The organism is Zavarzinia sp. (assembly GCF_041650655.1).
Taxonomy (GTDB): domain Bacteria; phylum Pseudomonadota; class Alphaproteobacteria; order Zavarziniales; family Zavarziniaceae; genus Zavarzinia.
Genome location: NZ_JBAZKR010000106.1, coordinates 1 through 12328, shown reverse-complemented (window position 1 = coordinate 12328; position 12328 = coordinate 1). Strand labels below are relative to the sequence as shown.

Here is a 12328-nt window from a genome sequence, read left to right as displayed (position 1 = left end):
GACGAAGGAGCCGAAGCCGCCGATCGAGCCTTCTTCGATGGTGATCAGCACTTCGTGTTCGCGCGCCAGGCGGTCGACCAGGGCTTCGTCGATCGGCTTGGCGAAGCGGGCGTCGGCCACGGTGACCGAGAGGCCGCGGGCGGCGAGGTCGTCGGCCGCCTTGAGGGCTTCGGCGAGGCGCGTACCGAGGGAGAGGATGGCGACCCGGCCGCCCTCGCGGACGATGCGGCCCTTGCCGATTTCGAGCACTTCTGGCTCTGCCGGGATTTCGACGCCGACCCCCTCGCCCCGGGGGAAACGGAAGGCGGAAGGCGCGTCGTCGATCGTCATCGCGGTGGCGATCATGCGCGCCAGTTCCGCCTCGTCCGACGGCGCCATCAGCACGAAATGGGGCAGGCAGCCGAGATAGGCGAGGTCGAAGGAGCCGGCGTGGGTGGCACCGTCGGCCCCCACCAGGCCAGCGCGGTCGATGGCGAAGCGGACCGGCAGCTTCTGGATCGCCACGTCGTGCACGACCTGGTCGTAGCCGCGCTGCAGAAAGGTCGAATAGAGGGCGCAGACCGGCTTCAGCCCCTCGGTGGCCATGCCGGCGGCGAAGGTCACCGCATGCTGCTCCGCGATGCCGACGTCGAAGCAGCGCTTGGGGAACCGCTCGCCGAAACGGTCGAGCCCGGTGCCGGAAGGCATGGCGCCGGTGATCGCCACGATCCGGTCGTCCTTCTCGGCCAGCTTGATCAGCGTGTCCGAGAAGACGCGGGTATATTGCGGGGCGTTGGGCTTCGCCTTCACCTGGGCGCCGGTCGCCACGTCGAAACGGGCGACGCCGTGATATTTGTCCGCCGCGGCCTCGGCCGGGGGATAGCCCTTGCCCTTCTGGGTCATCACATGAACCAGGATCGGGCCCTTCTCCGTGTCGCGCACATTGCGCAGCACGGGCAGCAGATGCTCGAAATTATGGCCGTCGATCGGGCCGACGTAATAGAAGCCCAGTTCCTCGAACAGGGTACCGCCGCCCGATGCCATGCCGCGGGCATATTCCTCGGCCCGTTTCGCCGTGCGCTCGAAGCTCGCGGGGAAGCGCTGCATCATCTGCTTCGCCGCCTGGCGGAAGTTGACGTAGCTCCGCGACGACATGAGCCGGGCCAGATAGGCACTCATGGCTCCCACGGGCGGAGCGATCGACATGTCGTTGTCGTTCAGGATGACGATCAGCCGGCTCTCCATCGAGCCTGCGTTGTTCATCGCCTCATAGGCCATGCCGGCCGACATGGCGCCGTCGCCGATCACGGCGATCACATTGTTGTGGCCGCCCTTGAGGTCGCGTGCCACCGCCATGCCGAGACCGGCCGAGATCGAGGTCGAGGAATGGGCGGCACCGAAGGGATCGTATTCGCTCTCCGCCCGCTTGGTGAAGCCGGACAGGCCGCCGCCCTGGCGCAGCGTGCGGATGCGGTCGCGCCGATGGGTCAGGATCTTGTGCGGATAGGCCTGGTGGCCGACGTCGAAGATCAGCCGGTCGTTCGGCGTGTCGAAGACATAGTGGAGCGCCACCGTGAGCTCGACCACGCCGAGCCCGGCGCCGAGGTGACCGCCGGTGATGGAAACGGCATCGATCGTCTCGGCCCGGAGTTCGGCGGCGAGCTGCGGCAGATCGGATTCTTCGAGAAGACGCAGATCCTCCGGCCCGGCGACCTTGTCCAGGAGGGGGGTGAGCGGCGGGCTGATGGTCACCGTTGTCATATCCTCGAAGCCGAAATCAGGATTTTCGCTCGATCACGAAGCGCGCCAGGGCGGCCAGACCCGAAGCCCGCTCGCCGAACAGGGCGAGATGGCCGATCGCCTGGTCGATCAGCCGTGCGGACTGGGCGCGGGCACGCTCGACGCCCACGATCGAGACGAAGGTGGCCTTGCCGCGGTCGGCATCCTTTGCCACCGCCTTGCCCGTCTCCTCGATCCGGCCTTCGACGTCCAGGAGGTCGTCGGCGATCTGGAACGCCAGGCCGACGTCATGGGCATAGGCACGAAGGGCCGCGCGCGCCTCCGGGCTGGCCCGGCCGAGCACGGCGCCGGCCTCGGCCGCGGCCTGGATCAGGGCGCCGGTCTTCATCTTCTGCATACGGGTGACCTGGCCGAGGTCGTAGTCCTCCCCCGCCGCCTCAGCCGCCAGATCGGCCATCTGACCGCCCACCATGCCGTGGGGGCCGGACGCCTGGGCGAGGATGGCCACGAGTTCGAGGCGCACGCGCGGATCGTCGTGCGTCTCGCTACCCGAGAGGATTTCGAAGGCATAGGTCAACAGGGCATCGCCCGCCAGGACCGCGGTCGCCTCGTCGAAGGCCTTGTGCACCGTGGGCTTGCCGCGGCGGAGGTCGTCGTCGTCCATGGCCGGCAGGTCGTCGTGGACGAGGCTGTAGCAATGCACGCATTCGACCGCGGCGGCGGCGCGCAGCGCGCAGCCCCGCTTCACGTCGAAAATGCCGGCCGTTTCGAGCGTCAGGAACGGCCGCAGCCGCTTGCCCCCGCCGAGGGTCGCGTAGCGCATCGCCTCGGCGAGCCGCGCCTCCGGCCCGACGGGCGGCGGCAGCAGGCGCTCCAGGGTGCGCTCGATATCGTCGGCGGCCAGCTTCATGGCCGTGGCAAGGTCGTTCGTCGTCATGGTGCCATCAGCCGGCATCGAAGGCCTTCGTCGCGATCTCGCCGTCCGGGCCGGCCACGATCGCCTCGACCCGTGCCTTGGCTTGGGCCAGTTTGGCTTCGCAATGGCGCTTCAAGAGGGCACCGCGGCCATAGGTCTCGATCGACGCCTCGAGGTCGACGCGCCCGTCCTCGAGCTGGCGCACGATCGCCTCCAGCTCCTTCAGCGCCGCCTCGAAACTGAGGCCGGCGATATCAGGAGGCAGAGGGGCGGGTTCGGCAGGCATTCGGAACCTCGGTCGACGGACGTCCGTTGCGCGGCGCAGCAGGCCGCCCTCATGTCCTAAACGCCTTGGCCGGGCAAAACAAGCCGGATCGCGCCCGTCCTGACCGGGCCCGTCCTGGGGCGCCGCTTCCCCTGCCGCACGGCAAGTGCTAGCAAGGACGAGGACGAGGAACACGCCATGACTCAGGGGCAACAATCGGGTTGGGGACGGAGGCTCGCCGCACTTCTGGCGGCCGCCGTATTCTTCCTGCAGCCCCTGGCGCTGGCGCCGCCGGGGGCCAGGGCCGCCGCCCTGCGACAACTCGACCTCCTCACCGCCTCGCTCTGCGCCCTCCAGCCGGTGTCGGCGGACGGCAGGGCCAAGGCCCCTGTGGGCGACCATCGGCAGGGCGATTGCTGCCAAGCCGGCTGCCCCATGTTCGGCGGCCCCATGCCGAGCGTCGCCGCCCTGCTCCGTCCCTTGCCGGTGCGCCCGGTCGCCGCCGGCCAGCCGATCGCCGCCCCGGCCGCCGGCCCCATGTCGACCTGGTCGCCCTCCCTCGCCCGGGCGCCGCCCGCGACCGCCTGACCCGACAGAACCCCGTTTCGGAATCCGGCCGCCCTTCACGGCCAACAGGCAGGTCACATCATGTCCATTTCCTTCGCTTCCCTGGCGCGGGCCGCCGTGCTCGCCGTCGCCACCCTCGCCGGCGCCAGCACCGCCCAGGCCCATGAATACAAGGTGGGCGACATCGAGATCGTCCATCCGTGGTCGCGCGCCACGCCGGCCGGTGCCAAGGTCGCCGGCGGCTTCCTGAAGATCGAGAACGACGGTGGCGCCGACCGCCTGGTCTCGATCGCCAGCACCGTCGCCGACAAGGTCCAGATCCACGAGATGAGCATGGCGGCCGACGGCACCGCCAGCATGCAGGAACTGACCAACGGCCTGGACATCCCGGCCAAGGGCGCGGTCGAGCTGAAGCCCGGCAGCTACCACATCATGTTCATCGGCCTGAAGCAGCCGCTGAAGGAAGGCGAGTCCTTCCTGGCCACGCTGCACTTCGAAAAGGCCGGCGATGTCGAGGTGAAATTCGTGGTCGGCCCGATGGGCCAGACCACGATCGAGCACCAGGGCCACGGCACCGCGCAGTGACCCGGGGATCCCCGCCGGTTCAAGCCGGCGGGGACTTCCCTCAGTTGACCATCAGGGTCGCGACATGGGCCGCGACCGAGGACGACAGGGCGAACAGGTCGTAGCCGCCTTCGAGGGTCGAAACGATGCCGGCGCGGCAGTGTTTGCGCGCGATCCGGGCCAATTCCGCGGTGACCCAGCGATAATCCTGCTCGGTCAGGCGCATGTTGGCGAGCGGGTCGAGGGCGTGGCCGTCGAAGCCCGCGGAGATCAGCAGAAGCTCCGGCTTGAAGGCTTCGAGCGCCGGGAAAATGTGCTCGGAAAAGCATTGGCGGAAGGCGGGACCGTCCGCCCCCGGCGGCAGCGGTGCATTCACGATATTGTCGGCCACGCCGGTCTCGCCCGCATTGCCGGTGCCGGGATAGAGCGGCGCCTGATGGGTCGAGGCGTAGAAGAGATCGGGGTCGTCCTGGAACGCGCTCTGGGTGCCGTTGCCGTGATGGACGTCGAAATCGACCACCGCGACCCGCTTCAGGCCATGGGCGGCGCGGGCGTGCTGGGCGCCGACGGCGACATTGTTGAACAGGCAGAAGCCCATGGCGTGGTCCGGCTCGGCATGGTGGCCGGGCGGGCGGACGGCGCAGAAGGCCGAATAGGCGCCCCCGGTCAGCACGGTGTCCACCGCGGCGATCACGGCGCCCGCGGCATGGAGGGCCGCCTCGCCCGAACCGGCGGAAATCACCGTGTCCGAGTCGAGATGGAAGCGGTTGTGGCCGACCGACGGAACCTTGGACAGCACCCAGTCGACGTAATCGGGCGCGTGCACGCGGATCAGCTGCTCGCGCGTCGCCGGCGGTGCCTCGGCCCGTTCGAGGTAGTGGAAGTCCTCCGCCTCCAGGGCGCGCAGCACGGCCCGCAGCCGGTCCGCACATTCCGGATGCCCCCAACCCGTGTCATGGGCCAAGCAGGAAGGATGGGAAAACAGGATGGTCGACATGAGCGATGCTTCCGGACGGCGTTTCCCCGGTGGCCATCTGTGCGACCACCGTTATTCCCAATGTCGTACCGGAATGCCCCCGTCACAAGTGCGACTTAAGGCTGGACAGGGGCTTTCTCGCACCACCCGGCATCAAATGAAGAAGTCGGGCGCGAGCTGGGCCGTGGGATCGACGGCATAAACGGAAAAGTCGGTCACGCCCGCCTCGGCCAGCACGGCGTCGTCGATGCAGAAATTGCCGGTGAAGGACCGGCTCGGCCGGGTCACGATCTGATAGGCGGCGTCGGCCATGATCTCGGGCTTGCGGCTGGCGCGCATCATGGCGTCGCCGCCCAGCATGTTGACAGCCGCCGTGGCGATCGCCGTGCGGGGCCACAGCGCGTTGAAGGCGATACCGTCGTCGGCGAATTCTTCCGCCATGCCGAGCACGCACATGGACATGCCGAACTTGGCCATCGTGTAGGCGACATGGGGGGCGAACCAGCGCGCCTCCATGTTGAGCGGTGGCGACAGGTTCAGGACGTGGGGATTGACCGCCTTCTTGAGGTGCGGAACCGCCAGCTTGGAACAGAGGAAAGTGCCGCGCGTATTGATCTGATGCATCAGGTCGTAGCGCCGCATGTCGGTCGAGAGCGTGCCGGTGAGCTGGATCGCACTGGCGTTGTTCACCAGGACGTCGATGCCGCCGAAGGTATCGACCGTCTTGGCGATCGCCGCCGCCACCTGTTCCTCCTCGCGGACGTCGACCACGAGGGGCAGCGCCTGGCCGCCGGCCGCGCGGATCTCGTCCGCCGCGGTGTGGATCGTGCCCTCGAGCTTGGGATGGGGCTCGTCCGTCTTGGCGGCGATCGCGATATTGGCCCCGTCCCGCGCCGCCCGCTTGGCGATGGCGAGACCGATGCCGCGCGAGGCGCCGGTGATGAACAGTGTCTTGCCCTTCAGGTTGCTCATGGTTCCTCCCCTTGTTCTTGGCCCCGGACATGACGCCGAAGTCTGCCGCCGTCAAGCTTCGGTTTCGTCGCAGTGGCCTGGGGACGCCCGGCGCGTCACGACCCCTGCGCCCCTTTTCCACCGTCATGGCCGGGCTTGTCCCGGCCATCTACGCCCGCAAGCCGCCCCTCACGTCGACGACTGTGACTCGTCTCGACGTGGCTGCCCGGGACGAGCCCGGGCATGACAAATGAGAATGAGAGGGGAAGCAGCGCCGGATCGTCAGGCCGCGAATTGCGAGAAGTCGGGCTTGCGCTTGGCCAGAAAGGCGCCGATCGCCTCGGCCACTTCGGGACTGCGGAGCTGGGCGCCGAAGATGGCGCCCTCTTCCTTCATGCGCTCCGCTACTTCGCGGCTGGAGGACTTCATGAGCTGCTTGGTGAGGCGCAGCGCGGAGGGGGCGAGTGCGGTCAGGCGCTTCGCCTTGGCCTCGACATGGGCCATCAGCGCATCCGCCGGCACCACTTCGTTGACGAAGCCGAGTTCGGCTGCCCGCGCCGCCTCGATCTGGTCGCCGAAGAGGAAGAGCTCGGCCGCCTTGCGATGACCGATCATGGCCGGGACGATCAGGCTCGACGCCGCCTCGGGCACCAGGCCGAGGGCCGTGAAGGGCATCGACAGCTTCGCCGTGTCGGCGGCATAGACCAAGTCGCAATGCAGCAGCATGGTCATGCCGACGCCGACCGCAATGCCGTTGACCGCGGCGATCAGCACCTTGGGAAAGGTCGTGATCGCGGCGAGGAAGCGCGAGACCGGGGAGTCGCCGGCGAGATCCGGCGGATTCTGCATGAAATCGATCAGGTCGTTGCCCGAAGTGAAGGCTGAGCCCGCCCCGGTGATCACCACGACGCGCACGGTCGGATCGGCTTCGGCCGTCTTCAGGGCGTCGACGATGCCGTCGTACATGGCCAGCGTCAGGGCGTTCTTCTTGTCCGCCCGGTTCATGGTGATGGTAGTGATGCCATCCCGGGTTTCGGTCAGGATCTGGTCGGTCATTCGCGCGCACTCCTGGCAAAGCGTTGCGTGGCGGTATCGAGGAAGCGGGCAACCAGCGCCACCTCTTCCGCGGTGAAGCCTTCGACGAGCCGGCCGTTCAATTCGGCCAGCAGGGGTTTGGCCGCCTTGGCCCGGGCCTTGCCGGCCCCGGTCAGGGCGAGCAGGGTGACGCGCCGGTCGTGCTCGCTCACCCGCCTCGCGATGAACCCGGCGCGTTCCAGCCGGTCGGCCAGGCCGGTCACGGCGGAAGCATTGAGATCCAGCCGGTCGGCGAGATCGCCCAGGGTACAATCCGGCGTCTCGGCGAGCACGAAGAGCGCGCCGAGCTGGGCCCCCGTGATGTCGAGCCGCTCCAGCAGGACCTGGTCCGCCGCCTTGAACAGGGCGTGGCGGGCGCGGTTCAGCAGATAGAGCAGGCGCGGCTTCTCGGCGGTCATGCGGGCACCCTAGGCGGAATTCCTTCACCTGTGAAGCATTAATTTCACATGTGAAGCTTTATGCCGCGCGGCGCCAGAAATGGACGCCGTCCGCCGCCGTCTCCCGCAGGATCTGGCCGCGGGTGCGCAGGCAGTGCAGATGGGCGATGCCCTCGCCCACCGCCAGCATGAGGTCGGTACCTTCGAGCTTGCGGCGGAACATCGGCCCCATCAGGTCGATCGCGTGCTTGGGCCCGTCCAGCGCTTCCATGATGGCATCGAGGCGGCGCTGGTGGCCGACGGCGAGACGGTGCAGGCGGTGGTGCAGCCCGCGGAACGGCTCGTTGTGCGAGGGCAGCACCAGCACGTCGTCCGGCACGCGGTTCTCGATCGCCTCGAGGGAGTCGAGCCATTCGGTCAGCGGGTCGCCCTCGGGATCGGTGACCCCGACCGAGACGTTGGAGGAAATGCGCGGCAGCACCTGGTCGCCCGAGATCAGCAGATGTTCCGCCGGGCACCACAGGCTGGCATGTTCCGGCGAATGGCCGCGCCCGACCACGACTTCCCAATGGCGCCCGCCGATCGAGAGACGATCGCCGTCACAGAGCCGGCGATGGCCGAGCGGCATTTCGGTGACGCCGAGGGAGAAATTGCCGAAGCCGCGCCGCTTGAAGGTTTCCAGCATCTCCGGCGAGAAGCCGGCACGATGGTAGAAATCGACCGCCTCGGCCGGCGGTTCCGGCCGGACGTCGAGGCAGAGCAGGCGGGCGAGCAGGAATTCCTCCCGCGTCATCCAGAGCTCGGCCGAAAAGCGCCGTACCAGGAAGCCGGCCTGGCCGACATGGTCGGGATGGAGATGGGTGACCAGCACGCGGGTGACCGGCCGCCCGCCCATCACGCCGGCGAACAGCCGGTGCCACAGCACCTCCGTGGCCTCGCCGCGCAGACCCGTGTCGACGACCGCGAAGCCCTCGCCGTCCTCGAGCAGCCAGACATTGATGTGATCGAGGCTGAAGGGCAGCGGAAAACGCGCCCAATGCACGCCCTGTGCGACTTCGACCGTCTCGCCCGGGGCGGGCGTCTCGGCGAAGGGAAAAATCAGACCGGACACGGCGCTCGCTCCCCGAAAACTTCATTCGAATTCGTTTCGGGGAGCGAGTGTAGAGTGCTTGACGTGCGCGTCAACTTACGCCCGGACAGGGGCCGCGACGCGACGTCAGGCCCGCTGTTCGGCGACCTTGGTCACGGCCGCACCTGTGGCGCGGACCTCGTTCAACATATTGTCAATGGACTTCTGAATGAACTGGCTGCTGTCTCCGAGCACAGCCCGAGCCAAATCCTGGCCGATGTTTTCCACACCCCCCTTGCGAATCTCGAAGGCCGTAAAGATGTCGAGACTGACCCCGTCCTTGTAAGCCCAGAGGCAAACATAGTAGCCGGTCGACTCGCCGTACCTCGCGAAGCTCTGATCTGAGCCGGTAGCGATGTAGGGCGCATTGTCGCAAGCAGGTATCTGCAAACGCTGCCCCTGACCCGCCAGCAAGGTTCCAAGATTGCCACCGATCGGATTCTTCAGTTCGAGCCTTCCTGGTGCGTCCGGCAAGTTGGCAGGCAACAGCGACCGGTCCACCCGGACCGCATCGGCGTTAGACCCTTGAAGTCCCTTGGTAACAGCATCCGCAACTCGCTCGTAAGCGGTTCCCGCAATCTTATAAGTTACCAGATTTCTGGTGATCTGAGAGGTCGGTTTCGCCCCCGCGCAAGAGCAGACGAGGAGGAGCGAAACACATGCGGCGACCTTGCGCCAATCCCCGAAGAAAATCATTCGCCCCCCAAAGCGTCGAAATGCCAGGGGCACGATACCACCCTGCGTTCAGCTCGCAACGCGGCAAATCAACTCATGGGGACATTTCTTCAATAAAAACAATCAAAGAGAGAATTTCAGTCCGTCGCGCCAGTCGATCAGGTGACTGGCGCGACGGGTCGATGTCACGCGATCAGCAGGGCCGGCAGGTCGGCGAGCAGCGAATGGCCGGCGGTCACCGGGCCGAGCTGGGCGGCGGCGACGGGCAGGCGCTGTTCGGCGAAATAGCGGGCCGAGGCGATGCGGGCCTTCATGAACTTCTTGTCGACGCCGTCTTCCTTCAGCTTCTCGGCGGCAGCCAGGGCCAGGCGGGCGAGCAGCCAGCCGCCCACCACCTGGCCGGCCATGTCGAGATAGACGGAAGCGGTCGCCAGCACGTCGTTCGGCTGGGTCACGACATTGGCGAGCACCCATTCGGTCGCGTCCGAGAAGGCGGTCGCCGCGGTCGAAAGATGGCGGGCGATCACCTTGAAGTCTTCGCCCGGGGTCTTTTCCAGCGCCGGCACCACCGACTCGATCTCGGCGATCAGGCTGCGCACGGTCTCGCCGCCATTGAGCGGCACCTTGCGGGTGACGAGGTCGATCGCCTGGATGCCGTTGGTGCCTTCATAGATCGGGGCGATGCGGGAATCGCGCCAATGCTGGGCCGCCCCTGTCTCCTCGATGAAGCCCATGCCGCCGTGGATCTGGATGTTGAGCGAGGTCAGCTCCATGCCCTTGTCGGTCGACCAGGACTTGGTGATCGGGGTCAGCAGGTCGGCCAGGGCGCGTTCGGCCGCCCGCTCCTCCTCGGTCGCGGCAACCTTGGAGAGGTCGATCGCCAGCGCGTTCCGGCAGGCCAGCGCCCGCATGGCGTCGATCGTCGAGCGCATGGTGAAGAGCATACGGCGCACGTCCGGATGCTCGATGATGGCGCTCGGCACGCTGGCACCGAGGGCGCGGCTCTGGCGCCGCTCCTGGGCGAAGGCAAGCGCCTGCTGATAGGCACGTTCGGAAAGGCCGAGGCCCTGCACGCCGACCGAGAGGCGGGCGTTGTTCATCATGGTGAACATCGCGTGCAGGCCGCGGTTCTCCTTGCCGATCATGTAGCCGACGCAATCGTCGTTGTCGCCGAAGGCCATGACGCAGGTGGGCGAGCCGTGGATGCCGATCTTGTGCTCGATCGAGACGCAGCGGACATCGTTCCGCTTGCCCAGCGAGCCGTCCGCGTTGATCAGGAACTTCGGCACGATGAAGCAGGAAATGCCCTTGGAGCCGGCGGGCGCGCCCGGCGTCTTGGCCAGCACCAGGTGGATGATGTTCTTCGAGAGCTCGTGCTCGCCGAAGGTGATGAAGATCTTCTGGCCCTTGATGCGCCAGGTGCCGTCACCGGCCGGGGTCGCCCTCGACTTGATCTCGCCGAGGTCCGAACCGGCCTGGGGCTCGGTCAGGTTCATGGTGCCGGTCCATTCGCCGGCGATCATCTTTTCGAGATAGGTCGCCTTCTGTTCCTCGGTGCCATGGGCGTGGATCGCCTCGGTGGCGCCCTGGTTCAGCAGCATGATCAGGCCGAAGGCCATGTTGGACGACGACCAGATTTCCGAAACCGCCACGGTCACGGTCCAGGGCAGGCTCTGACCGCCGTAATCGAACTCGAAGGGCACGCCAGGCCAGCCGCCTTCGGTATAGGCCTTCCACGCGGTCTCGAACTCCGGCGGCAGGGTGACGCGGCCGTTCTCGTATTGGGCGCCGACCTTGTCGCCGATCGGATTGGTCGGGGCGATCACGTCGCGCGCCAGCCGGCCGGCCTCTTCGACCACCTGCGCCACCGTCTCCGGCGTCGCATGTTCGTAGAGTTCGAAGCCCGAGATATCCTGCAGGCGGCCGATGGTCTCCAAGGTGAACATGAGTTCGCGGGTCGGGGCGGAATAGACGGTCATGAAGGGGTTCTCCGGATGGCGGCGACGTTCACGCGGGAACAATGCACGAGAGGACAATCGGCCTGCGGTCTTACAACGCCCGCCGCATTATGCTAAGTCCGAAAAACGCATGGTTGACGAAATGACGCCGCAGACGACCGTGCCCGTCGTTGCTCCGGGCCCGGATACCATCGCCATGGCTGCGGCCGCGTTGATGGCGGGCCAGCTCGTCGGGCTGCCGACCGAGACCGTTTACGGCCTCGCAGGAGGTGCTACGTCCGATCGGGCGGTGGCGCGCATCTTCGCGGCCAAGGGCCGGCCCAGCTTCAATCCGCTGATCATCCATGTCGCGGATCGGGCGAGCGCCGCGACACTGGCCGAGATCCCGCCGCTGGCCGATGCCCTGATCGCCCGCTTCTGGCCGGGTCCCCTCACCCTGGTGCTGCCGCGAAAGAAGGATTGCCCGGTCTCCCTGCTCGCCTCCGCCGGGCTCGACACCGTGGCACTGCGCTGCCCGGCCCATCCGGTCGCCCGCGCCGTGATCGAGGCCGCCGGCCCCCTGGCGGCGCCCAGCGCCAATCCCTCCGGCCGGCTCAGCCCGACCACGGCGCAGGATGTCGCCGATTGTTTCACACCCGATCAGGTCGCCCTGGTGATCGACGGCGGGCCGTCGCCGGTCGGGGTCGAATCCACCATCGTCGGCCTGTTCGACGGCCGCCCCGTCATGCTGCGCCCCGGCGGCCTGCCGCGCGCCGCGATCGAAGCGGTGACCGGCCCCCTGGCCGAAGCCGGCGCCGATCAGGACGCACCGCAGAGCCCGGGGCGTCTGCTCTCCCACTATGCGCCGCACCTGCCGGTGCGGCTCGACGCCTCCACGGTGGGGCCGGACGAAGCCCTGCTCACCTTCGGATCCGGGGCACCGCCGGGCGGCGTCGCGCGGCTCGATCTCTCACCTGCCGGCGACCTCGCCGAGGCGGCGGCGAACCTCTTTTCCATGCTGCGGCGGCTGGACGCCAGCGGCGCCGCCGGGATCGCCGTGATGCCGATCCCCGGCGAAGGCCTCGGCGAAGCGATCCGCGACCGCCTGGCCCGCGCTGCCGCCCCGCGGCCACAGGGAGCTTGACCATGTCCCTGCC

At 67.7% G+C, this 12328-nt stretch carries 13 protein-coding genes; 3 read left to right on the top strand and 10 right to left on the bottom strand.

Annotated elements, in window-relative coordinates; all coding sequences use genetic code 11:
* The 3 genes from dxs to WC493_RS18675 form a co-directional block, all read right to left on the bottom strand.
* Positions 1–1725, bottom strand: a 1725-nt coding sequence (dxs, locus tag WC493_RS18685; RefSeq protein ID WP_373067238.1) for a 1-deoxy-D-xylulose-5-phosphate synthase, incomplete at its 3' end; no start/stop codon positions are given.
* A 31-nt stretch (positions 1726–1756) separates the two neighbouring features.
* Positions 1757–2656 (bottom strand): polyprenyl synthetase family protein, encoded by a 900-nt coding sequence (locus WC493_RS18680; RefSeq protein ID WP_373067235.1) that lies wholly within the window; start codon positions 2654–2656, stop codon positions 1757–1759.
* 7 nt (positions 2657–2663) lie between these two features.
* Positions 2664–2921 carry an exodeoxyribonuclease VII small subunit gene (locus WC493_RS18675; RefSeq protein WP_373067233.1) on the bottom strand — a complete coding sequence of 86 codons (258 nt, stop codon included), beginning with the start codon at positions 2919–2921 and terminating at the stop codon, positions 2664–2666.
* 177 nt (positions 2922–3098) lie between these two features.
* Here WC493_RS18675 and WC493_RS18670 point away from each other — a divergent pair, with 177 nt between their 5' ends.
* Both WC493_RS18670 and WC493_RS18665 read left to right on the top strand, forming a co-directional pair.
* Positions 3099–3488, top strand: coding sequence for a hypothetical protein (locus WC493_RS18670; protein WP_373067230.1), 390 nt, complete (start codon positions 3099–3101; stop codon positions 3486–3488).
* Between the two features lie 60 nt (positions 3489–3548).
* Complete coding sequence (locus WC493_RS18665; protein ID WP_373067228.1) at positions 3549–4052, top strand: copper chaperone PCu(A)C; 504 nt, start codon at positions 3549–3551, stop codon at positions 4050–4052.
* A gap of 40 nt (positions 4053–4092) precedes the next feature.
* Here the strand turns inward: WC493_RS18665 and WC493_RS18660 are convergent, their stop codons facing one another.
* The 7 genes from WC493_RS18660 to WC493_RS18630 all read right to left on the bottom strand — a co-directional run bounded on the left by WC493_RS18660 (position 4093) and on the right by WC493_RS18630 (position 11213).
* A complete protein-coding gene (locus WC493_RS18660; protein ID WP_373067225.1) occupies positions 4093–5028 on the bottom strand; it encodes a histone deacetylase family protein in 936 nt (311 codons plus the stop codon).
* 132 nt (positions 5029–5160) lie between these two features.
* A complete protein-coding gene (locus WC493_RS18655; protein WP_373067223.1) occupies positions 5161–5979 on the bottom strand; it encodes an SDR family oxidoreductase in 819 nt (272 codons plus the stop codon).
* A gap of 261 nt (positions 5980–6240) precedes the next feature.
* Positions 6241–7014 carry an enoyl-CoA hydratase gene (locus WC493_RS18650; protein WP_373067220.1) on the bottom strand — a complete coding sequence of 258 codons (774 nt, stop codon included), beginning with the start codon at positions 7012–7014 and terminating at the stop codon, positions 6241–6243.
* Positions 7011–7451 carry a MarR family winged helix-turn-helix transcriptional regulator gene (locus WC493_RS18645; RefSeq protein WP_373067218.1) on the bottom strand — a complete coding sequence of 147 codons (441 nt, stop codon included), beginning with the start codon at positions 7449–7451 and terminating at the stop codon, positions 7011–7013. Before WC493_RS18645 ends, WC493_RS18650 begins: the two co-directional genes overlap by 4 nt.
* A 58-nt stretch (positions 7452–7509) precedes the next feature.
* A complete protein-coding gene (locus WC493_RS18640; RefSeq protein WP_373067215.1) occupies positions 7510–8541 on the bottom strand; it encodes an MBL fold metallo-hydrolase in 1032 nt (343 codons plus the stop codon).
* A 105-nt stretch (positions 8542–8646) separates the two neighbouring features.
* Positions 8647–9255: a hypothetical protein gene (locus WC493_RS18635; RefSeq protein WP_373067213.1), complete on the bottom strand. Its 609-nt coding sequence runs from the start codon at positions 9253–9255 to the stop codon at positions 8647–8649.
* Between the two features lie 164 nt (positions 9256–9419).
* A complete protein-coding gene (locus WC493_RS18630; RefSeq protein WP_373067211.1) occupies positions 9420–11213 on the bottom strand; it encodes an acyl-CoA dehydrogenase in 1794 nt (597 codons plus the stop codon).
* A 109-nt stretch (positions 11214–11322) separates the two neighbouring features.
* Here WC493_RS18630 and WC493_RS18625 point away from each other — a divergent pair, with 109 nt between their 5' ends.
* Positions 11323–12315: an L-threonylcarbamoyladenylate synthase gene (locus tag WC493_RS18625; protein WP_373067208.1), complete on the top strand. Its 993-nt coding sequence runs from the start codon at positions 11323–11325 to the stop codon at positions 12313–12315.
* Positions 12316–12328: the final 13 nt, after the last annotated feature.

Excerpts from the sequence above, each read along its gene's own strand:
- WC493_RS18680 (WP_373067235.1), bottom strand. The coding sequence starts at position 2,656 with ATGACGACGAACGACCTTGCCACGGCCATGAAGCTGGCCGCCGACGAT.
- WC493_RS18675 (WP_373067233.1), bottom strand. The coding sequence starts at position 2,921 with ATGCCTGCCGAACCCGCCCCTCTGCCTCCTGATATCGCCGGCCTCAGT.
- WC493_RS18670 (WP_373067230.1), top strand. The coding sequence starts at position 3,099 with ATGACTCAGGGGCAACAATCGGGTTGGGGACGGAGGCTCGCCGCACTT.
- WC493_RS18665 (WP_373067228.1), top strand. The coding sequence starts at position 3,549 with ATGTCCATTTCCTTCGCTTCCCTGGCGCGGGCCGCCGTGCTCGCCGTC.
- WC493_RS18660 (WP_373067225.1), bottom strand. The coding sequence starts at position 5,028 with ATGTCGACCATCCTGTTTTCCCATCCTTCCTGCTTGGCCCATGACACG.
- WC493_RS18655 (WP_373067223.1), bottom strand. The coding sequence starts at position 5,979 with ATGAGCAACCTGAAGGGCAAGACACTGTTCATCACCGGCGCCTCGCGC.
- WC493_RS18650 (WP_373067220.1), bottom strand. The coding sequence starts at position 7,014 with ATGACCGACCAGATCCTGACCGAAACCCGGGATGGCATCACTACCATC.
- WC493_RS18645 (WP_373067218.1), bottom strand. The coding sequence starts at position 7,451 with ATGACCGCCGAGAAGCCGCGCCTGCTCTATCTGCTGAACCGCGCCCGC.
- WC493_RS18635 (WP_373067213.1), bottom strand. The coding sequence starts at position 9,255 with ATGATTTTCTTCGGGGATTGGCGCAAGGTCGCCGCATGTGTTTCGCTC.
- WC493_RS18630 (WP_373067211.1), bottom strand. The coding sequence starts at position 11,213 with ATGACCGTCTATTCCGCCCCGACCCGCGAACTCATGTTCACCTTGGAG.
- WC493_RS18625 (WP_373067208.1), top strand. The coding sequence starts at position 11,323 with ATGGTTGACGAAATGACGCCGCAGACGACCGTGCCCGTCGTTGCTCCG.